20 protein-coding genes are annotated in these 20267 nt (G+C 65.5%); 6 read left to right on the forward strand and 14 right to left on the reverse strand.

Annotation, left to right across the window (positions count from 1 at the left end; all coding sequences use genetic code 11):
- Positions 1-1107 (reverse strand): ABC transporter permease, encoded by a 1107-nt coding sequence (locus QM685_RS15960; protein WP_415117338.1) that lies wholly within the window; start codon positions 1105-1107, stop codon positions 1-3.
- 87 nt (positions 1108-1194) lie between these two features.
- Positions 1195-2793, reverse strand: coding sequence for an ABC transporter ATP-binding protein (locus QM685_RS15965; RefSeq protein WP_415117339.1), 1599 nt, complete (start codon positions 2791-2793; stop codon positions 1195-1197).
- A 295-nt stretch (positions 2794-3088) separates the two neighbouring features.
- Between QM685_RS15965 and QM685_RS15970 the strand changes: the two genes are divergently transcribed.
- Positions 3089-4021, forward strand: a complete 933-nt coding sequence (locus tag QM685_RS15970) for a LysR substrate-binding domain-containing protein (protein ID WP_415117340.1) — start codon at positions 3089-3091, stop codon at positions 4019-4021.
- A 45-nt stretch (positions 4022-4066) separates the two neighbouring features.
- On the opposite strand, the gene QM685_RS15975 is transcribed toward QM685_RS15970, so the two are convergent.
- The gene (locus tag QM685_RS15975) at positions 4067-5455 is read right to left on the reverse strand and encodes an 8-oxoguanine deaminase (protein ID WP_415117341.1); all 1389 of its coding nucleotides are present in this window, start codon (positions 5453-5455) and stop codon (positions 4067-4069) included.
- A gap of 540 nt (positions 5456-5995) precedes the next feature.
- On the opposite strand from QM685_RS15975, the gene uraH reads away from it, so the two are divergent.
- The 4 genes from uraH to QM685_RS15995 all read left to right on the forward strand — a co-directional run bounded on the left by uraH (position 5996) and on the right by QM685_RS15995 (position 9737).
- Positions 5996-6349 (forward strand): hydroxyisourate hydrolase, encoded by a 354-nt coding sequence (uraH, locus tag QM685_RS15980; RefSeq protein WP_415117342.1) that lies wholly within the window; start codon positions 5996-5998, stop codon positions 6347-6349.
- Between the two features lie 246 nt (positions 6350-6595).
- Positions 6596-7789, forward strand: a complete 1194-nt coding sequence (locus QM685_RS15985) for a urate hydroxylase PuuD (RefSeq protein ID WP_415117343.1) — start codon at positions 6596-6598, stop codon at positions 7787-7789.
- 338 nt (positions 7790-8127) lie between these two features.
- Positions 8128-8394, forward strand: a complete 267-nt coding sequence (locus tag QM685_RS15990; protein ID WP_415117344.1) for a helix-turn-helix domain-containing protein — start codon at positions 8128-8130, stop codon at positions 8392-8394.
- Positions 8391-9737, forward strand: coding sequence for a type II toxin-antitoxin system HipA family toxin (locus tag QM685_RS15995; RefSeq protein ID WP_415117345.1), 1347 nt, complete (start codon positions 8391-8393; stop codon positions 9735-9737). The genes QM685_RS15990 and QM685_RS15995 overlap by 4 nt, the downstream gene beginning before the upstream one ends.
- A 133-nt stretch (positions 9738-9870) precedes the next feature.
- On the opposite strand, the gene QM685_RS16000 is transcribed toward QM685_RS15995, so the two are convergent.
- The 10 genes from QM685_RS16000 to QM685_RS16045 form a co-directional block, all read right to left on the reverse strand.
- A complete protein-coding gene (locus QM685_RS16000) occupies positions 9871-10383 on the reverse strand; it encodes an ureidoglycolate lyase (RefSeq protein ID WP_415117346.1) in 513 nt (170 codons plus the stop codon).
- Entirely contained in the window at positions 10380-11390 is a 1011-nt protein-coding gene (alc, locus tag QM685_RS16005) for an allantoicase (RefSeq protein WP_415117347.1), read from the reverse strand. The genes QM685_RS16000 and alc overlap by 4 nt, the downstream gene beginning before the upstream one ends.
- Before the next feature lie 89 nt (positions 11391-11479).
- Positions 11480-12001 (reverse strand): 2-oxo-4-hydroxy-4-carboxy-5-ureidoimidazoline decarboxylase, encoded by a 522-nt coding sequence (uraD, locus tag QM685_RS16010; protein ID WP_415117348.1) that lies wholly within the window; start codon positions 11999-12001, stop codon positions 11480-11482.
- Complete coding sequence (gene puuE / locus QM685_RS16015; protein WP_415117349.1) at positions 11998-12948, reverse strand: allantoinase PuuE; 951 nt, start codon at positions 12946-12948, stop codon at positions 11998-12000. The genes uraD and puuE overlap by 4 nt, the downstream gene beginning before the upstream one ends.
- A 181-nt stretch (positions 12949-13129) precedes the next feature.
- Positions 13130-13975 (reverse strand): aspartate/glutamate racemase family protein, encoded by an 846-nt coding sequence (locus QM685_RS16020; RefSeq protein ID WP_415117350.1) that lies wholly within the window; start codon positions 13973-13975, stop codon positions 13130-13132.
- A 52-nt stretch (positions 13976-14027) separates the two neighbouring features.
- Positions 14028-15509 (reverse strand): NCS1 family nucleobase:cation symporter-1, encoded by a 1482-nt coding sequence (locus QM685_RS16025; RefSeq protein ID WP_415117351.1) that lies wholly within the window; start codon positions 15507-15509, stop codon positions 14028-14030.
- Between the two features lie 377 nt (positions 15510-15886).
- Positions 15887-16630, reverse strand: coding sequence for a GntR family transcriptional regulator (locus tag QM685_RS16030; RefSeq protein ID WP_415117352.1), 744 nt, complete (start codon positions 16628-16630; stop codon positions 15887-15889).
- A 318-nt stretch (positions 16631-16948) separates the two neighbouring features.
- A complete protein-coding gene (gene ldcA / locus QM685_RS16035) occupies positions 16949-17875 on the reverse strand; it encodes a muramoyltetrapeptide carboxypeptidase (protein WP_415117353.1) in 927 nt (308 codons plus the stop codon).
- Between the two features lie 28 nt (positions 17876-17903).
- Positions 17904-18632: a tRNA adenosine(34) deaminase TadA gene (gene tadA, locus QM685_RS16040; RefSeq protein WP_415117354.1), complete on the reverse strand. Its 729-nt coding sequence runs from the start codon at positions 18630-18632 to the stop codon at positions 17904-17906.
- On the reverse strand, positions 18629-19030 hold the full coding sequence (locus QM685_RS16045) for a DnaJ family domain-containing protein (protein ID WP_415117355.1): 402 nt from the start codon (positions 19028-19030) through the stop codon (positions 18629-18631). Before QM685_RS16045 ends, tadA begins: the two co-directional genes overlap by 4 nt.
- 343 nt (positions 19031-19373) lie before the next feature.
- Here QM685_RS16045 and QM685_RS16050 point away from each other — a divergent pair, with 343 nt between their 5' ends.
- Positions 19374-19505, forward strand: a complete 132-nt coding sequence (locus tag QM685_RS16050) for a hypothetical protein (protein ID WP_415117356.1) — start codon at positions 19374-19376, stop codon at positions 19503-19505.
- A gap of 69 nt (positions 19506-19574) precedes the next feature.
- Here the strand turns inward: QM685_RS16050 and QM685_RS16055 are convergent, their stop codons facing one another.
- A complete protein-coding gene (locus QM685_RS16055; RefSeq protein WP_415117357.1) occupies positions 19575-20162 on the reverse strand; it encodes a 2'-5' RNA ligase family protein in 588 nt (195 codons plus the stop codon).
- Between the last annotated feature and the right edge of the window lie 105 nt (positions 20163-20267).

Genomic DNA, 20267 nt, shown 5'->3' on the forward strand with positions numbered 1-20267 from the left:
TTAACGAACCACCGCGGCCGCCGAACGGCGCCGCACGCGGTAGTTCACGAACAGGTCGGCGCCGAGCAGGCAGAACAGCAGCAAGCCCTGGAACACGCCGGAGAGCGCCTGCGGCAATTGCATCGAGGTTTGCACCGCTTCGCCGCCGAGATACAGCAACGCCATCAGCAGGCTCGCGAGCACGATGCCGAGCGGATGCAGCCGGCCGACGAACACGACGATGATCGCGGTGAAGCCGTAGCCCGGCGACCACGTCGCCTGCAACTGGCCGATCGGACCGGCGATCTCGCCCATGCCGGCGAGGCCCGCGAGGCCGCCGCTGATCAGGAGCGAAGTCCAGATGGTTTTCTTGTCGGAGAACCCGGCATAGCGCGCGGCGAGCGGCGCGAGTCCGCCGACGTTCATCCGGTAGCCCGCGAAACTCTTGCGCATGAACAGCCACACCAGCGGAATCGCGATCAGCGTCAGGAATATCGATGCGTTCAGGCGCGTGCCGCGCAGCCATTTCCAGTGCCAGTCGCCGTACAGCGTCGGATAGAGCGCGTCGCCGCTGAACATTTCCGACAGCGGGAAGTTCATCCCCTGCGGATCGCGCCACGGTCCGCTCACGAGGTAGATCAGCAGTTGCGTCGCGACGTACGTGAGCATCAGGCTCACGAGAATTTCGTTGGTGTTGAAGCGGCTCTTCAGGAACGCGGGGATCGCGGCCCACGCCATCCCGCCCGCCACGCCGGCCGCCATCATCGTCGGCAGGATCCACCAGCCGCTCGCCTGATCGAAACAGATCGCGACGCCGCTCGCCGCGATGCCGCCGAGCAGCATCTGCCCTTCGGCGCCGATGTTCCACACGTTCGCGCGATAGCCGATCGCGAGACCCAAACCGATCAGGCACAGCGGCGACGCCTTCAGCAACAGTTCGGACCAGCCGTTGATGCTGGACAGCGGCTCGATGAAGAACGCATGCATCGCCTGCAACGGGTCGCGGCCGACGAGGCCGAAGATCAGGAAGCCGATCGCGAGCGTGAGCAGCGCGGCGATCAGCGGCACCGCGAGCTGCATCGCGCGTGAAGGCGCCGTGCGGGCTTCGAGTCGATAAGGAAGCGTCATGGGTGGTCTGGGATGGTTCGTATTCTGTTGTTCAGGGTCCGGGGATGCGCGCGTCACACCTGCTCACCGCGCGCTTCAAAACGCGCGTTACGCATGCGCGGGCTGGTCCGCCGCGGGCGCCGCGCCCTCGCGGTCGCCGAACAGCCCCGCCATCCAGCGGCCGATTTCCTCGGCATTGGTCGCGCCGGTCGCCCGCACCGGCGAAAGCCGCCCGCCCGCGAGCACCGCGATGCGATCGCAGATATCGAACAGTTCTTCGAGCTCCTCCGAGATCACCAGAATCGCGACGCCGCGCGCGGACAGATCGAGCAACTGCTGACGGATGAACGCCGCGGCGCCGACGTCGACGCCCCAGGTGGGCTGCGCGACGACGAGCACCTTCGGCGCCTGCAGGATCTCGCGGCCCATGATGTACTTCTGCAGATTGCCGCCCGACAGGCTTTGCGCGAGCGCATCCGGGCCGCCGCAGCGCACGTCGAACGCGTCGATGCAGCGCTGCGCGAACGCGCGCATCGCGCCCGCCCGGATCCAGCCCGACTTCACCATGCTGTGCCGATGCGCGGTGAGCAGCGCGTTGTCGGCGAGACTCATCGCCGGCACCGCGCCGCGGCCGAGACGCTCCTCCGGCACGAAGCCGAAGCCGAGCGCGCGCCGGCCACCGGCACCGAGACGCGCGGCCGGCTTGCCGCGGATCGTGATCGCATCGGCAGGCAGGCTGCGTTTTTCAGCCCGCTTTTCACCCGATAGCGCGGCCAGCAATTCCGCCTGCCCGTTGCCCGACACCCCGGCAATGCCGAAGATCTCGCCCGCGTGCACGCTGAACGACACGTCGCGCAACGACGTGCCGAACGGATCGTCGCTCGCCACCGACAGCTGCTTCACGTCGAGCAGCACCTCCCCCGGCTTGTGCTCGCGCCGCGTGTAGTCGGGCAGCGAATGGCCGACCATCAACTGCGCGAGCGATGCGTGGGTCTCGCCCTTCGGCTTCACGTGGCCGGTTACGCGGCCGCCGCGCATCACGGTCGCGGTGTCGCACAGTTCCTGGATTTCGTCGAGCTTGTGGCTGATGTAGAGAATGCTGCAGCCTTCGGCCGCGAGCCGGCGCAGCGTCGCGAAGAGCTTTCTCACCGCCTGCGGCGTCAGCACCGAGGTCGGTTCGTCCATGATCAGCAGACGCGGATTCTGCAGCAGGCAGCGCACGATTTCGACGCGCTGCCGCTCACCCACGGTCAGGCTATGCACGTGGCGCTGCGGATCGATGTCGAGGCCGTAGTCGGCCGACACCTCGCGAATGCGTCTGGACAGCGCCTTCAGGTCGAACGGCTCGTCGAGCGCGAGCGCGATGTTTTCGCCGACCGTCAGCGTCTCGAATAGCGAGAAGTGCTGGAACACCATGCCGATGCCGAGCTTGCGCGCGGCCGCCGGACTCGCGATCTCGGCCGTCTCGCCTTCCCAGCGGATCTCGCCGGCGTCGGGCCGCACCGCGCCGTAGATGATCTTCATCAGCGTGCTCTTGCCCGCGCCGTTCTCGCCGAGCACCGCATGGATTTCGCCGGGCGCGACGACGAGCGTGACGTCGTCGTTGGCCCGCACGGCCGGATATTGTTTGGTGATGCCGGTGAGCGCGAGCCGGGGTACCGCCTCGCCGGTCGTTTGCGCGCCGTCGCTATGTGGAGAGTCGCTCATGAGATTCCGTAGTGCGTTCGTGACGCCGCTTTTCCGCCTGGTTGCCGCCTGGTTGCCAGCTCGTTGTCGCGCGGTTGCCGGAGATCCGTTCCGCCCGACCGGCGAACGATCCGTCACCACAACCGGATGACAATACCTAATTCGACCCACTCAGTCGAGCCGACAAAATTCCCGCAAACCCGCGCCACAGCAAGCTCTGCGGGTATGCCACCCTTGACGTCGTTTTTCGTCCATATTAAAACGCATATACCCCCACGTTCGTTCGATCAGCCAGCACATATATTTCGGAGAGTCCATGAGCCAGCAACGCGAGGCGATCGACACGTACCTGCTGCGCGTGTTGCACACGCTATTGATGGAGCGCAGCGTCACGCGCGCGGCCGTCAAACTGAACCAGTCCCAACCCGCGATCAGCGCGGCGCTGCGCCGTCTGCGCGACATCACCGGCGACCCGCTGCTGGTGCGCGGCAAGTCCGGCATGGTGCCGACCGAGTACGGCCTGCGCCTGCTCGAGCCGGTGCAGAACGCGCTGCGCGAGATCGAGCGCATCAAGTTCCAGCAGCACAACTTCGATCCGGCCACGTCGATCCGCTGCTACCGGATCGGCTGCCCCGATTACCTGAACGTGCTGTTCGTGCCGACGGTCGTCGAACGCTTTCGCCAGGCCGCGCCGAACGCGACGCTCGAATTTCATTCGCTCGGCCCCGCGTTCGACTACGAACTCGCGCTCGAGGACGGCAAGCTCGACATCGTGGTCGGCAACTGGCCGGAGCCGCCCGAGCAGTTGCATCTGTCGAACCTGTTCGTCGATCAGATCGTCTGCCTGATGAGCAACACGCATCCGTTCGCGAAGCGCGGCGGGCTCACGCTCGACCAGTACCTGAACGCGCCGCATCTCGCGCCGACGCCGTACTCGGTCGGCCAGCGCGGCGCGATCGACGTACACCTCGCGCGCGAGCGGTTGAAGCGCCATGTGGTCGTCACGTTGCCGTACTTCAATCTCGCGCCGTACGTGCTGATCAAATCCGATCTGATCTTCACGACGACACGCCTCTTTGCCGATTACTACGCGAAGTTCCTGCCGCTCACCGTGGTGCCCGCGCCGCTCGATTTTCCGCCGATGCAGTACTACCAGTTGTGGCACGAGCGCGTGCATTACTCCGACGAAGTGCGCTGGCTGCGCGGGCTGGTTGCCGAGGCGACCAGGACGCTGATCGACAAGCCGTGAGGCCGCTGGCGGCGCGGGTGGCCGCCACGCGTCGCTTTTCCCTGCCTACGCCGCCGCCTCATAAAGCACCCGCGCCAGCCGGTTATGCCGCTCGATCACCGGCCCGAGCTCGAGCGTCGTCAACTGCCCGTCCCTCACGACCACCTTGCCGTCGATCACGCTGTGGCTCACCTGCGACGGCGCGCAGAACACCAGCGCCGCGACCGGGTCGTGCAGCGCGCCCGCAAAGAGCGGCTGACTCAGATCGAACGCGACGAAATCCGCGGCCATGCCGGGCGCGAGCGCGCCGATGTCGTCGCGGTTGAGCACGCGCGCGCCGCCCAACGTCGCGATTTCGAGCGCGTCGCGCGCGCTCATCGCATCCGGTCCGAAACCGACGCGCTGCAACAGCAGCGCCTGCCGCGCCTCGGCGACCATCTGCGCGCCGTCGTTCGACGCCGAACCGTCGACGCCCAGCCCGACCGGCACGCCCGCGAGCCGCATCCGCCTGACCGGCGCGATGCCCGACGCGAGCCGCATGTTCGAGCACGGACAATGCGCGACGCCGGTGCCGGTACGCGCGAACAGCTCGATGCCCGCGTCGTCGAGTTGCACGCAGTGCGCATGCCATACGTCGCGGCCGACCCAGCCGAGATCCTGCGCGTACTGCGCGGGCGTCATGCCGAACTTCTCGCGGCTGTACGCGACGTCGTTGAGGTTCTCCGCGAGATGCGTGTGCATCGACACGCCGAACTCGCGCGCCATCAGCGCAGACTCGCGCATCAGGTCGCGGCTCACCGAAAACGGCGAGCACGGCGCGACGACGACGCGCAGCATCGCGTAACGTCCTTCGTCGTGATACGTCTCGATCAGACGCTGCGTGTCCGTCAGGATGTCCGCTTCACGCTCGACCACCGAATCGGGCGGCAAGCCGCCGTCCTTGCGGCCCACGCTCATGCTGCCGCGCGCCGCGTGAAACCGCATGCCGATGCGGCGCGCCGCGGCGATGCTGTCGTCGAGCCGGCTGCCGTTCGGATAGATATACAGATGGTCGCTCGAGGTCGTGCAGCCGGACAGCAGCAGCTCGGCCATCGCGGTCAGCGTCGACACTTCGATCATCTCCGGCGTGAGGTTCGCCCACACCTTGTAGAGATTCGTGAGCCAGCCGAACAGCTCGGCGTTCTGCGCGGCGGGAATCGCGCGCGTGAGGCTCTGATACATGTGGTGATGCGTGTTGACGAGCCCCGGAATCACGAGGTGGCCGCGCAGATCGAGCACTTCGGCGGCGGTGGGCGGCAACTGCGCCGTGGGGCCGACCGCGGCGATGCGGTTGTCCTCGATATAGAGCGCGCCGTCGCGCAACTCGCGCCGCTCGCCGTCCATCGTGACCAGCACGTCCGCGTGCTTCACGAGCATCGTTTTGCCGGGTTTCTGCGCTGCTTCGTTCATCGTCATTCGTCTTCTCCGCCAGATTGCCTGCATGCAAAGCCGTTCGAACGCGATGCGGCGGCACGCCGACCGTGCCGCCGCGTTCCGTCGAACGCCAAGGGCTCGGTTACCCAGCGTGGTTGCGCCGTCTTCGGGGAGTGCGCCGCGCCCGAGCCGCCTCGGATTCGCACGAGCCGCACCGCACAGCCCCCACCTTCGGCGGCCAAAATCCCGCTGGCAACTCGCGCCATCGAGATACCCGACTTCACGCCGCCGATATAGTGGTCCTTTTTTGGCGCCGGTACGATCGTCCGACGGGTCCGCGCGCGGCGTCGAACGCGCGGCGCGATGCGCGGCGGCTTTCATGCGGCTGTCCATCATGCGTCAGTCATTATCTTTCCTATCGCTCGCGCGCCGGATGGGCCATCCTTTTTACAATGGCTCTCACGGCGCTCGCTTCAGTTCGCCGACGGGTATGTAGCCACTGACGTGGAGCCTCGATCCGCCGCAAACGTAAATGGATCGGGCCGCCGCCGACACCTCGCATTCACACAAGGACAATTGCGAATGGGCAAGCTCACTACCCACGTGCTCGACACCGCGAACGGCCGTCCCGGCGCGGGCATCAAGGTCGAACTCTTCGCGCTCGCGGGCGACACGCGCCGCGCGCTCAAAACTACCGTGACCAATAGCGACGGCCGCTGTGACGAACCGCTGCTCGAAGGCGACGCGCTCGTCGCCGGCGAATACGAACTCGTGTTCGGCGCGGGCGACTATTTCGCGTCGCTCGGCACGCAGGTGCCGCAGCCGCGCTTCGTCGATCGCGTGGTGCTGCGCTTCGGCGTGGCCGACGCCGGCGCGCACTATCACGTGCCGCTGCTGGTGTCGCCGTGGGCGTACAGCACGTATCGGGGCAGCTAGAGCAACCCGGCACATGACCCGTGGCCGCATTCCCTGTTTGAGAACCGCGTGAGGCGTGCGTGAAACCCGCGCGAACCCGAACCCCGAATCCATAAAAACCGTGTCCGGCGAACCGGGCACCCTGCGTCCCTGACCCCGCGGACGGCGCGACGAACGACGCGATATCACGCCGGAAGCCCGTAACTCAGGCGCACCGGCATACCGAACGTCAACGCGCGCACAACGAATCAGAAGTGGAGGAGTTTCATGGAAGGCTTTATTACCGACTGGCTGAACCTGGCGATCCGCTGGTTCCACGTCATCGCCGCGATTGCATGGATCGGCGAATCGTTCTATTTCGTCGCGCTCGACAACAGCCTGACGCCGCCGAAAGACCCGAACCAGCGCCGCCGTGGCGTGTTCGGCGAGCTGTGGCACGTGCACGGCGGCGGCTTCTACAACATGCAGAAGTACACGGTCGCGCCGCCCGAAATGCCGGAAGACCTGCACTGGTCGAAGTGGCCGTCATACACGACGTGGCTGTCGGGCTTCGGTCTGTTCACCGTGCTGTATCTGTTCTCGCCCAGTACGTACCTGATCGACAAGAACGTGCTCGACATGGGCCCGGTGGTCGCGGTTGCCTCCGCGATCGGCTTTCTCGCCGCCGGCTGGATCGTCTACGACTCGCTGTGTCGGATTCTCGGCAATCGCGACAAGGTGCTCGGCGTCTGCGTGGGCCTGTACGTGCTGATCGCGGCATGGCTCGCGTGCCATATCTTCTCCGGCCGCGCCGCGTACCTGATCATGGGTGCGATGCTCGCGACGATCATGTCGGCCAACGTGTTCTTCGTGATCATTCCGGGCCAGCGCAAGATGGTCGACGCGATGCTCAAGGGCAACACGCCGAACCCGATCTACGGCAAGCGCGGCAAGCAGCGCTCGGTGCACAACACCTATTTCACGCTGCCGGTCGTGTTCGCGATGCTGTCGAACCACTACGCGATGACCTACACGCATCCGTACAACTGGGCCGTGCTCGTGGTCATCATGCTCGCGGGCGCGCTGATCCGGCAGTTCTTCGTGATGCGCCATCGCGGCCAGGTGCTGTGGTATCTGCCGCTCGTCGGCGTCGCGCTGATGTGCACGGCGCTCGTCTGGACGATGCCGCGGCCGGTGGTGCAGCAGGCGCAGGCCGCCAACGCGCCGACGCTCAAGGTCGCCGACATCGCGCCGGTGCTGCAACAGCGCTGCGTCGCCTGCCACTCCGCGCATCCGACGATGATGGGCAGCGCGCCGGCGGGCGTGCTGATGGATACGCCGGACGAAATCTCGCAGAACGCGCAACGGATCTATCAGCAGGCGGTCACGCTGAAGGCGATGCCGCTCGGCAACGTCACGCACATGACCGACGAGGAACGGATGAAGATCGCCGCATGGTTCGAAGGCGGCGCCGCGAAATGAGGATCGCGTAACCGATCGATGTGGCGAAACGGGCGTGCGGACCGCGGGTGAAGTCCGCCGCCGGGATCGATAGAGCGAGGTAAGGCAGGAAAGTGAAACGGGCTTGTCGCGAAAGCGGCAGGCCCGTTTTTTTCGGCCGGAAAAAACGCGGAACCGGCCTGCCAGACAAACAAAGAGGCAGACAAACAGGCAGACCGGCATTTTGTCGCCTCAAGGCTACAAATTCTGCAACAATGACCAAAGATGTAGCCTTTCAGGCACAAAATCAGATATTTTTTTGTGCTCTTTGGGCTACAATATGCCGATAAAGCGTCCAGATTGACGCCTTGGGGCTACACATGACCAATCTCGCAGACGTCGCGGACATGCTCAAAGCCGTCCGGCACGACACCAGACTGTCGCAGGAGGAACTGGCGCGCCGCGCGGGCGTCGCCCGCACCACCGTCGCGCGCATGGAAACCCTCGCCAGAAACGATATGAGCGTATCCGTGCTCGTGCGCCTGCTCGAGGCGGCCGGCTACGATCTGAAGTTCGTCGCGCACGGACACGGGCGCACGCTCGAGGACATCCTCGCTGAACAGCGCAACCCGGACGCGACGCCATGAAACTCGACGTCCAGGTGCTCGGTAAAAACGTCGCCACGCTGTTTCGGGAGCGCGACGACTATGTCCTCAAATACAACCGCGACGCGAACCCCGCCGACTTCGTCAGCCTGACGATGCCGGTGCGCGAAGAAGCATGGCGCTGGCCGCGCGACCTGCATCCGTTTTTCCGCCAGAACCTGCCCGAGGGCTATCTGCTGAATCTGATCCGCGAGCAGTTCGGGCCGTTGCTCGACGGCACCGATCTGTCATTGCTCGCCGTAGTGGGCGCGATGGGCATTGGCCGCGTCACCGTGACGCCGGAAGGCGTGGCGCCAGGCACCGAGTTGCAGGCGCTCGACGTCCAGCACATCCTGCACGGCGACAACTCCGCCGAACATTTCGCGCAGCTCGTGCGCGAATATGCGCGCGCGGCCATCTCGGGCGTCGTGCCGAAGTTCATCGCGCCGCAAGCGCAGTCCGCCGCGTCGGCACCGTTGCAGCTCGGCAAGCCCACGATCCGCACGAGCCGCCACATCGTCAAGGGTTCGGACGACAACACGCCCTTTCTCGGCTTCAACGAGTTCTATTCGATGCGCGTGCTGGAGCGGCTGGGCGTCGCGCCGGTCGCGCGCACGCAGATGTCGGACGATGGCCGCGCGCTGATCGTCGAGCGCTTCGATGTCGACGCACAGGGACTCCCGTTGTACGGCGTCGAAGACATGTGCGGTCTGCTGGGTTTGCCGCCGCACGAAAAATACAATGCCACGAGCGAAAAAATGCTCAACGCCGCGCGCGCCTATCTGCTCGATCGCGACACGATGCGCGCGCAACTCCAGCAGCTCGGCTGGCATCTGCTGACGAATTACGTCGTGCGCAACGCGGACTGCCACACCAAGAACGTCGCGCTGTTCTATACGTCGGTCGACGACGTCGCGTTCACGCCGGTCTACGACGTCGTGACGACGCAGGCCTACCCGCGCTTCGCGGCCAATCCGCCAGGCCTGGCCGTCGACGGCCGCAAGACCTGGGCGGCCGGCAAAACACTGGAGCGCTTTTTCAACACGCGCATGGGTATCGCGCCGCGCCACTATGCGCAGATGGTCGAAGCGCTGTGCGACTCGGCCGTCGCCGTCGGTCACGAGTTGATCGAAGCGGCGCGCAACGAACCGCGGTGGCGCGCGGTCGCGAAACAGATGCTGCACGCGTGGGACGACGGCATGGCGTCGCTGCGCTCGCCGAAGAAAAGCCTGCAATTCAAGGGCCTCAAACCGGCGATCGAAGCGGCGGGGTTTTCGGCGCCCGAGCCGCCTGAGCGGGCGCGGGAAGTAATCGGGCATTCGCCGCTTCTCGGCAAGCGGAAGTAAGCGCGCGCCGGGGTTGACCTCGATCTTCCGCCTCACCAGCACTCATGGATGCAAAAAGGCCCACGGCATACACCGTGGGCCTTTTTGCTAACCAACGCCACCAGCGCCGCGGACTAACCCGCGACATCCACCATCAAACCGCCACCGCGCTCAACGCATCTTCCGTGAGCCACAGCGATTCCGCCAGATCCTGCTCATTGAGATTGAGCCCATCGCCGCCGCGATCGACGACGATAAAGTCGCTCACCTCGCCCAACGCGATCAGCGGATGGTGCCACACGCCCTTCGCATAGTTGACGCCCTGCCAGCCGCTCGTCACGAACGCGCGGATCCTGCCGGCGTCGAGCTCGCCCGCCGGCGCGACGACGACCAGATACGGCTTGTCGTTCAGCGGCACGAATGCCTGGCTGCCGAGCGGATGCCGCTCGAGCATCTTCACCTCGAACGGCAGCTTACGCGGCTGGCCGCGAAACAGGTTCACGAGCGTGCGGCCGTTCTCGTCGGTGACATCCACGTTCGCGAGATCGTGAAAGCGGATCGTCGTGCCGAGGTTGATCGGGATCTGCTTCGCGCCTTCGAGTTCGATCACGTCGCCGAATGCGGCGAATGCTTCCTTCGTCAGCGGTTCGATGGCGAGCGTTTTCATTCGAGCGTACCCCACAGACGCAGACGCGAGACCCCGCCGTCCGGATAGATGTTGAAACGCACGTGCGTGACCGGCCCGAGCGCGGCGATCTCGCTTTCGAAGAAATGCTGCTTGTCCATCTGCAGCTTCTGTTCGCCGAGCAGCACCGGCCAGAACATCGCCTGCGTGACGAGCGAGCTGTCGGTGCCGCCCTTCACGTACGCGGCCTGGATCGAGCAGCGGTCCGGATAGTTGCCCTTGAAGTACGCGGTGTCGACTTCGATCTTGCGGATCACGCCCGGCTGCGCGAGCGCGATGATCGCCCAGTCGTTGCCCGGCTCGCGGCGGCGGCGCGTTTCCCAGCCGTCGCCCATGTTCACGCCGCGGCCCGGCATCAGCAGCGTCGAGGCCGCGCCGAAGTGCTGGTTGTTCGCGCCGACCAGATAGGCACCGTTTTCCATCGCGGCGAGATCGAACTGCTCGGTGCGGCTCGCGCCGGCCCAGTCGACCTGCGGCTGGCCGTACACGCGCAGACGCGCGATACCGCCGTCCGGATAGATGTTCACGCGCAGATGCGTGTATGCGTTCGTGTCGCCGACTTCGAGATAGTGGTGGCTATTGCCCTGCAACGTGGTCGACGGCACGATCTCGGTCCATTGCGTCGACTGGTTCGGCGTGCCGTCGACGACGCGCGCCGCTTCCACCGACGCCGCCGGCGGGAAATTGCCGGTGAAGTGGCTCGTATCGAGGTCGAGCCCCTTGATGACGCCCGGGCGCGCGAGCTTGACGACGCACCAGTCGTAGCCGGTCGTGCGCTTGCGGCGCGTTTCCCAGCCGTCCATCCACTTGCCGTTGTCGTCGTACTTGCCCGGAATGAAGACGGCGGCCTCCGGATTCAGCATGCGGTCCTTCGGCGCGAAGAATTCGTCGCTGGCCTCGAGCGCCTGCGCGCCCAGACGCGGATCCGCCAGATTCACGTAACGGCGCGTGAATTCCGGTGCGTTGGGGTCGAGAATCGGAAGTGCCATCTTTGTCGTCCTTGATATCGGTTGAGGCGAAAAAACGCCGGAAAAACGTCACGGTTCGCGCCACGGTCCGGCGCGTGACGCCGAACGCGTCAAGCGTCGATCAGCTCGTCGAGCCGGAAACGTGCAATGCGATAGATCTGGTCGAGGCTCGCGCGCAATTCGTCGGCGCGGCTATTGTTCACGCGCGCTTCGAAGTTCGCGATGATGCCGTGACGGTCATAGCCGCGCACCGCGAGAATGAACGGAAAGCCGAATTTCTCGCGATACGCGTGGTTCAATGCAAGCAGCTTGTCGAACTCTTCCCGCGTGCATTGCGCGAGGCCCGCGCCGCTTTGCTCGCGCGTCGATTCGGCGGTCAGCTCGCCGCGCACCGCGGCCTTGCCGGCGAGTTCCGGGTGCGCGTTGATCAGCGCGAGCTGCTTCTCGTCGCCGGCCGTTTCGACGATCGCCGACATCTTGCGATGCAGTTCGTCGACGCTCGCAAACGGCCGTTGTTGCGCGGCGATTTCCGCGACCCACGGCGAGTGCTCGAAGATGCCCGACAGCGCCGCGACGAATGCGTCGGCCGAGATGCGATTGAGTTGGTCCAGGGTGTAGTGCATCGCCTTCATGCCGCCGCCTCGCGGTTGTCTTGTTGGTAAGGATGAGTTTCGTGCCAGTGCCGCGCGATATCGACGCGCCGCGTGACCCACACGCGGTCATACCGTTCGATGTGATCGAGAAAACGCTGCAGCGCGCGAAAACGTCCCGGCCGGCCGAGCAGCCGGCAGTGCATGCCGATCGACAGCATCTTCGGCACTTCGTCGCCCTCTTCGTAGAGCACGTCGAATGCGTCGCGCAGATAGGTGAAGAAGTGATCCGCGGTATTGAAGCCTTGCGGCGTCGCGAAGCGCATGTCGTTCGTGTCGAGCGTGTACGGCACGATCAGTTGCGGCACCGTTTTACCGCCCGTCACTTCGACGTCCATCCAGAACGGCAGGTCGTCGCCGTAGTAATCCGAGTCGTACAGGAAGCCGCCGTGTTCGGCGACCAGACGATGCGTGTTCGGGCTGTCGCGGCCGGTGTACCAGCCGAGCGGAAGCTTGCCCGTCACGCGTTCGATCGCGTCCATGCCGAGACGCATATGCTCCGCCTCTTTCTCCGGCGACATGTCCTGATAGTGAATCCAGCGATAGCCGTGGCACGCGATCTCATGGCCGAGCTCGACGAACGCGCGCGCCACTTCCGGATGCCGTTCGATCGCCATGCCGACGCCGAACACCGTGAGCGGCAGACCGCGTTTTTCGAATTCGCGCAGGATGCGCCACACGCCCACGCGCGAGCCGTATTCGTAAATCGACTCCATGCTCATATGGCGCGCCGGATACGCGGCCGCGCCGACGATCTCCGACAGGAACTGCTCCGAGGCGGGATCGCCGTGCAGCACGCAGTTCTCGCCGCCCTCCTCGTAGTTCAGGACGAATTGCACCGCGACACGTGCCCGGCCCGGCCAGTTCGCCTGCACCGGGTGGCGGCCGTAGCCGATCAGATCGCGTGGGTAGTTCGGGTCGAATGGCATGGTTTGACGGATGCGTAGTGACGTGACGGGGCCAAAAAATCGCGTAAGGCGCGGACGGCGCGCGGGTTCGGATGTGCGCCGCCGCGCCGAGTTGAGCCAGTGTAGCGAAAAGGTCCCGGTGCGCCCATACAGCCGGGCAGATAGTGCGTGTTACACGGAATGTATGTGCGTGGCCGCAGTTTTACGCGTTTACCCGCGTTGCGCCGGCATCGTCCTGTGCGAGCGCCGCGCCGATGCCGGCCGGATCGCGCGCGGTTTGCCCGGTGATCTCGTCGGTGGCGGCCGATTCGTCCGCGCCGGGACTGAACGATGCCAGCGCGCCGTCGTAGCGCTTCGCGAGCGGCCGCGCGTAGTCGCCGCGCTTGGCCGTCGACAGCCGCAGCGCGACCAGCGCCTCGGTCCATTTCACGGCCGCCGTCACGCCTTCGATCACCGGCGCGCCGAGCGCGTCCTCGATCTCCGCGCATAGCTCGGCCATGCCCGCGCAGCCGAGCACGATCGCATCCGACCCGTCCTCGGCGAGCGCGCGCCGGCATTCGTCGAGGATGACGCGGCGCGCGGCCGAGCCCGGCCTGTCGAGATCGAGCACCGCGACGTCGGTGGCGCGCACGTTGCGGCAGAAGCGCTTCATGCCGTAGCGCTCGGCCAGATGCCAGGCCATGCCGCAGGTGCGCGCGAGTGTGGTCACGACCGAGAAGCCCGGCGCGAGCACGCTCGCCGCGTGCATCGCCGCCTCGGCGATGCCGATCACGGGACCCTTCGCCAGCTCCCGCGCCGCATACAGGCCGGGGTCGCCGAAGCAGGCGATCACGTAGCCGTCGCAGCCCTCCCGCTCGCCCGCCGCGACTTCGGCGAGCAGACCGGGCGTGGCGAGCGCCTCGTCGTAATAGCCTTCGATCGACGGCGGCCCCATCGTCGGATTGACGGCGACAACCTCGGTGCCGGGCGCGGCGACTTCGCGCGCGCAGCGCCCCATCGCCTCGGTCATGCGCCGGGTCGTGTTCGGATTGATCAGTTTGATGCGCATGATGACTCCAGTTGTTCGATGTCCTGTTGCGGTGGCGAAAGCCCGGCGACGCTCAGCGTGCGAGCACGCGATAGAACAGCGCGCCGAGCCCCGCGCCGATGAACCACGAGAAATTCGCCCAGCCGTCGAGCCCCGGCACCATCACGCAGAGCACTGCGATCAGCGCGGCCGGCAACAGCGCCGCCACCGCGCGGTGGTTCACGCCATTGCGATACCAGTAGGTGCCGCTGGGCTCGACCGTGTACAGATCGTCGAGCACGATCTTCTGGCGCTTGACGAGGTAGTAGTCGACGACCAGCACGCCGTACAACGGTCCGATGAAGCTGCCGAGCACGTCGAGCGTGTAGTGGATCACGGCCGGATTGTTGAACAGGTTCCACGGCGTGATGAACACCGAGGCGACCGCCGCGAGCATGCCGCCCGCGCGCCAGCTGATCAGCCGCGGCGCGACGTTGGAGAAGTCGAAGGCCGGCGACACGAAGTTCGCGACGATGTTGATGCCGATCGTGGCGATCGTGAAGGTCAGCGCGCCGAGAATGACCGCGAGCGGATAGTCGATGCGGCCCACCGTTTCCACCGGATCGGTGATCAGTTCGCCGAACACCGGCAGCGTGGCCGCGGTCGTGATCACCGTGACGAGCGAGAACGCGAGGAAGTTGACCGGCAGGCCCCAGAAGTTGCCGCGTTTGATGCTGCGAAAGCTCTTGCCGTAGCGCGAGAAGTCGCCGAAATTGAGCATCGGTCCGGAGAAGTACGACACCACCAGCGAGATCGCGGTGATCATCACCGGCACCACTTCCATGCCGTGATATTTGACGCCGCCGAGGTTGATGCCGATGTTGCGCCAGCCCGCGCGATACACCATGTAGCCGGCGAGGATGAACATCACGACATAGACGGCCGGCCCGGCGAAGTCGATGAACTTCTTGATCGTCTCCATGCCGTGCCAGAACACCAGCGCCTGCAGCACCCACAGCAGCATGAAGCCGGCCCAGCCGAGCGTCGACAGGCCGAGCAGGCCATGCCGATGCACGTCCGCATACGGCAGCAGTTGCGGCACGAACTTCAGCACGACGATCACGAGCGCGCTCGACGCCAGATAGGTCTGGATGCCGTACCACGCCACCGCGATCAGGCCGCGAATCACCGCGGGAACATTCGCGCCGAGCACGCCGAAGGTCGCGCGGCACGCCACCGGATACGGCACGCCGTTCGCCTGGCTCGGCTTGGCGATCAGGTTGCACAGCACGTTGACGATCGTGATGCCGACGAGCAGCGCGACCAGCACCTGCCAGCTCGTCAGGCCGAGCGCGAACAGGCTGCCCGCGAATACGTAGCCGCCGACGCTGTGCACGTCGGACATCCAGAACGCGAAGATGTTGTATGCGGTCCAGCTCTGCGCGCGCAGCGGCGCGAGATCTTCGTTGTAGAGCCGCTCGCTGTAGCGGGCCGGCATCGATGCATCGGCTGGCGTGGTGCCGTCCTCGTAGGTGGGCATTGAGTGACTGTCTGGCGCTGCACTGAACTGAGCCATGATTCCTCCTTGGGATAGGGACCGTCGATTGAAAATCGAAGGACATTGCATCGGCCATGCCAGTCGCTCGCCTGCCGCCCTGCGCGGGTCGGGAAAGTCGGCGCTCTGGTCGCCAGCCGTGCCGCGGATGTCTCCGTACTGAAGTACTTGTGGTTATCGCCTCGCCGGCCGCCGCGGATTCCCGGCGATGCGTCACTGCCCGAAGTCCGGCGCCTCGCGACGGACGTGCGTGTTCAGGCCGGCGGCGCTCACGGGAGCGCTGCCTTGCCATGCGTCTTTGGTTCAATTCAATTCAGTGCGGCGCGCACCACGAACGGGCGCATCCGCCGCTTGCCCGCCGCTTTGCCTGCTGCCTGCCAGCGGTCCGGCTTGTCGCCTCAGCCTTCGTTGGAACCGGCTTTGGCTGTCTCCGTCGATATTTCTCGTGGCGCCAGCGCGCCGAATACTTCGTGCAGATCCGCCGCCCCGCGCGCGGGGCGCTCCAGCATCTTCAACTCGACGCTTTGCAGATGGCGCGACATCAACGCCGCGGCCTCCTTCGCATCGCCGGCGTCGAGCGCGGCGATGATCGCTTCATGGTCCTCGAACGAGCACGGGCTGCGTCCCAGTGACTCGTACAGCGCGGAAATCAGCGTGGAGCGCGCGACCAGTCCGTTCAGGCAATCGCACAGCACCGTGTTGCCGGTGAGATTCGCGAGTTCGGTATGAAACTCGCCCGACAAACGGATCCACGCCGGAAAATCCCGCGTTTCGAACGCCTTGCGCTCGCGGCCGATCATGCCGCTGATGTTTTTCAAACGCCGCATGCCGTGTCCGTTACAGATCTTCTCGACGACGGCCAGCTCGATGATGCGGCGCATTTCGAACACCTCGTGCACCTCCTGCAGCGACGGACTCGCGACGAACGCGCCGCGATTCGGCTCGAGATCGACGAGGCGCTCGCCAGCCAGTTGCGACAGCGCCTGACGGATCGGTCCGCGCTTCACGCCGAATACTTCGCATAGCTGGGCTTCGGTCAGCTTCGCTCCCGGTGCCAGCCGATGCTCGAGAATCGCGGCGCGGATACGCTCGGCGATCGCTTCGGGTTTCGAACTGTTCGCGGCGGAATCGGTATCGGACATGATGTGTGTCTCGGTATGTTGGTCATCATAGGATGGACACAAATATTGTCAACAATTTTTGCGTCATTTTTCGACAATTTTATTGAGGCTTGTTATCAGTTGGCTCGTAAAATCAGGCCGCAAGGCCCGACTGGTGGGGATTTTACCGTGACCGGGCATCGCCGGTCCGTTTGTTGTGGGCCGGTTTTTGTCAACAAAAAATGAAAACATCGACGGTCGGTGTGGAAGGTCGGGGGGTTGAAATGAAGACGGTTAGTTGCGCCATGACGCATTAAAAAAGCGGGCCTGCGCCCGCTACCGCCCTGCCCGTCGCCCCGCTCAGGCGAGACAGGGATAGCCCGACAACGTCAGCCTGAACTCATGCGCATTGGCGACGAGATGCGCGTCCGCGCCGACCGGCAGCGTCAGCATGTTATGGATGTGCCCGAACTGCAGCCCGGTGACGACCGGAATGCCGATCAGCGCGCGCACCTGCTCGATCATCGCGTGCAGGTCGTAGCCGTTGTCGTACTCGTAAGGCTTGCCGCCGGAGAAGTCGCCGAGCACGAGCGCCTGCTGCTGCGCGAGGATGCCGGCCAGATGCAACTGATAGATCATCCGCTCGATCCGGAACGGCTGCTCGTTGACGTCCTCGAGAAACAGGATCCCGCCTTGCACCGGCGGCATGTACGGCGTGCCGACCAGCGACGCCAGCACCGCCAGATTGCCGCCCCACAGCATGCCGGAGACGTCGACCGTCTGCGCTTGCGGCGCGTTGCCGGTCACCGTCATCGCCGGCTTCGTGACGGCCGACCAGAAATGCTGCATCGTGAATTCGCTCAGTTCCTCGGCGCCGAAATCGCTCATCAGCATCGGGCCGCCGAAGGTCTTCACGCCGGCGCGCGCGAGCAGCGCGAGCTGGATCGCGGTGAAGTCGCTATGGCCGACGAGCACGATCGGCTGGTCGGCGAGACGCCGCTGCAGCCCTTCGTAATCGAGGCCGTGCAGAATGCGCACCGCGCCGTAGCCGCCGCGCACGGCAAGCACGACGTCGGGCAGATCACGTGACGGATCGGCGAGCCGGTTCAGATCGGCGGCGCGTTCGCCATCGGTGCCGGCAAAGCGCTGATAGCGGCGCTTCGCCGCCGCCTCGCCGTCGACGCGATGCCCCTGCGCCCGCAGACGATGCAGCGCGCGATGCAGCACCTCCGGATCATGCGGATACCCGGACGGCGCGATTAGTTCGATGGTGCGATGAGCGGTCATGGCGAGGCCCGTGGGATGGTGTCGTTTTTCAGAGCGGCGCGGTGGGGGGCGGTTCGCTGTCGGGTTCGGCGGTGGTTCCGTCGCGCGTGCTATCGCCGCGCGCCGCCGTGCGCGCTTCGCGGTGCGCGCGGCGGCGCTCCGCGAAGAACGATTTGAGCGCGGCGCCGCATTCGGCTTCGAGCACGCCGCCGCTCACCGTCGTGTGATGATTCAGCCGCGGATTCGCAAAGGCATCGACGACACTGCCGCACGCGCCGGTTTTCGGATCGCGCGCACCGAACACGACGCGGGCGATGCGCGCGTGCATGATCGCGCCGGCGCACATCATGCACGGCTCGAGCGTCACGTAGAGTTCGCAGCCCGGCAGACGGTAATTTTCGAGCGCCTGCGCGGCGGCGCGCAGTGCAACCATTTCCGCGTGCGCGGACGGGTCGTGCGCGCCGATCGGATGGTTGAAGCCTGTCGCGATGACTTCGTCGCCGCGCACGAGTACCGCGCCGACCGGCACTTCGCCGGCTGCGCGCGCTTGTTCGGCGACGGCCTGGGCGAGCGCCATGAAACGGAAATCGCGTTCCGGGACGACAGGTGGTTCTGGTGGAATGGCGGCGGTGGGTGTCGCGGAGACAATCGCGCCGGCATCAGTCGACGGCGCGGGAGCTGCATCGACTGCTCCAAGGCCGGCGGAACCGGCTCCGGCTCTGGTCTCGCTCTGCCCCGCAGCCTCCGCCGCCGCGGCATGAATGAACGGCTCGCTCACGGCGAACCCGCGCCGGCCGCATCGACATTGCCGACGCGCTCCGACAGACGTTCAGCGATCCGGCGACAGTATTCGCGCGGCAGGACCAGCGGGCCGCCGCGCAGCGATTCAAGCGCCATATCGAGCGCGAGCATGCGCGCCTGGAGACGGCAACGGGTCGCCTGATCGCTCACGGCATTGAGTTCCGTTTGCAGATCGCGCAACGCGCGAAGCTGCTCGACGGCGGGCGGCACGAAACCCGCGTTTTTCAGAATCCGGTTGGCGATGCGCACCTCCTCCGGCACCAGAGCATCGTCGTCGAGGGGCAGCGGCGCACCCGCACCCGGCAAGTCGTCGAACTCCCCGCGCGCGGCTGCGGCGGCAATACGCTGTTCGACAAGCGCATCAAGCAATTTCATCTGCAATCCACTACGTTGCGGCCCGAGCATTCTATCAGGGAGCGCACGAGCGTTTCAGTCGCGTTTCGGTCGCGTTTCAGTCTGCCTCGCCGCCCTCAAACCCCCGCCGGGCGGCTGATTTTTCCTGTTTGACGCGCCCTCGGCATCGACTTAGAGTGAATCATCAGGTTGCATCCACGCGTGGCGATGACGTGCTGCCACGCTCCTGTTTGCCCTCATCGAAGTTCGTGACGCGATGCCACTCAGAACCATCGGCCGACGCCGTGCCTCTCCTGCTTCGACTCCCCGTCCGGTTTTCGCGGCGTATTACGTTCGGCGCGGCCCGCGCGCATGGCGCGCCGGCATGCCCGGCATGCGTGCGGTGCTGGCGGCGCTGGCCGTCTCGGCGCTGCTGTCCGGCTGCGGCGTGTTTTGCGGCGGCGTGGACGGAAACAACGGCTTTGCCGGCGGATGCGGGACAAGCGTGCGGTTTTAGCGGAATCGTTCCAGTGTCAGCAAGACCTCGTGCTCGCCGTCACTCACCATCACGCACATTCGCCGCCGCTCAACGCTCGCGCGCCAATGGCCAGCGCGCCAGCACGTTATGCTTCGTGCGCCCCAGCAGACTGTGAACCAGCGCAAATTCGCGCACATTCCAGCATGCCGGTTCAGCGGGACGGCGCTCGACCCAAGGCATCCCATAGGCCAGCGTCACGTGCGGCGTAAACTGCGAGCCGGGCCCGAAACCGGCGTTTTTCAGAGCGGCCTCGAGCGCATCGTGAAGCGCATGCAGACCGAGCACGCCGTCGTCTCCCACCATCACCGCCGGCCCCAGCCTCGGCCGTTTCGCGAAGCTGGAAACCGCGTCGAACTCGACCGTAAACGGCGCCATGCTGATCGATGCGGCTGCCCGCTTCGCCGCGTCGACATATTCTTCCGGCAAACCGCCCGCGAAATTGCCGAGATGCCGCAGCGTCACGTGCAAACGGTTCGCCGCAAGCGGTTTGCCGCGCACGCGTGCCTCCACGCAAAGCCGTTGCGCGAACTTTGCGATACCGGCCGCCGTGTTCGCGTCCGGAAAGACCGCAAAAAAAAGCCCGTCGGTCGGCGGGGGCGGCGCCTCGAGCCCCGGCAGCCACAGTTGTTCAGGCATCCTGCCTCGTTCCTTCGCTGTTCTCCGTTCCGATCCGCGCGCCGCCAGCATGCGCGGCCTGTCTTCGATAATACTGTATATTCATACAGTATTCCAGCGCGCAAA

The organism is Paraburkholderia sp., assembly GCF_047605525.1.
Classification (GTDB): Bacteria; Pseudomonadota; Gammaproteobacteria; order Burkholderiales; family Burkholderiaceae; genus Paraburkholderia.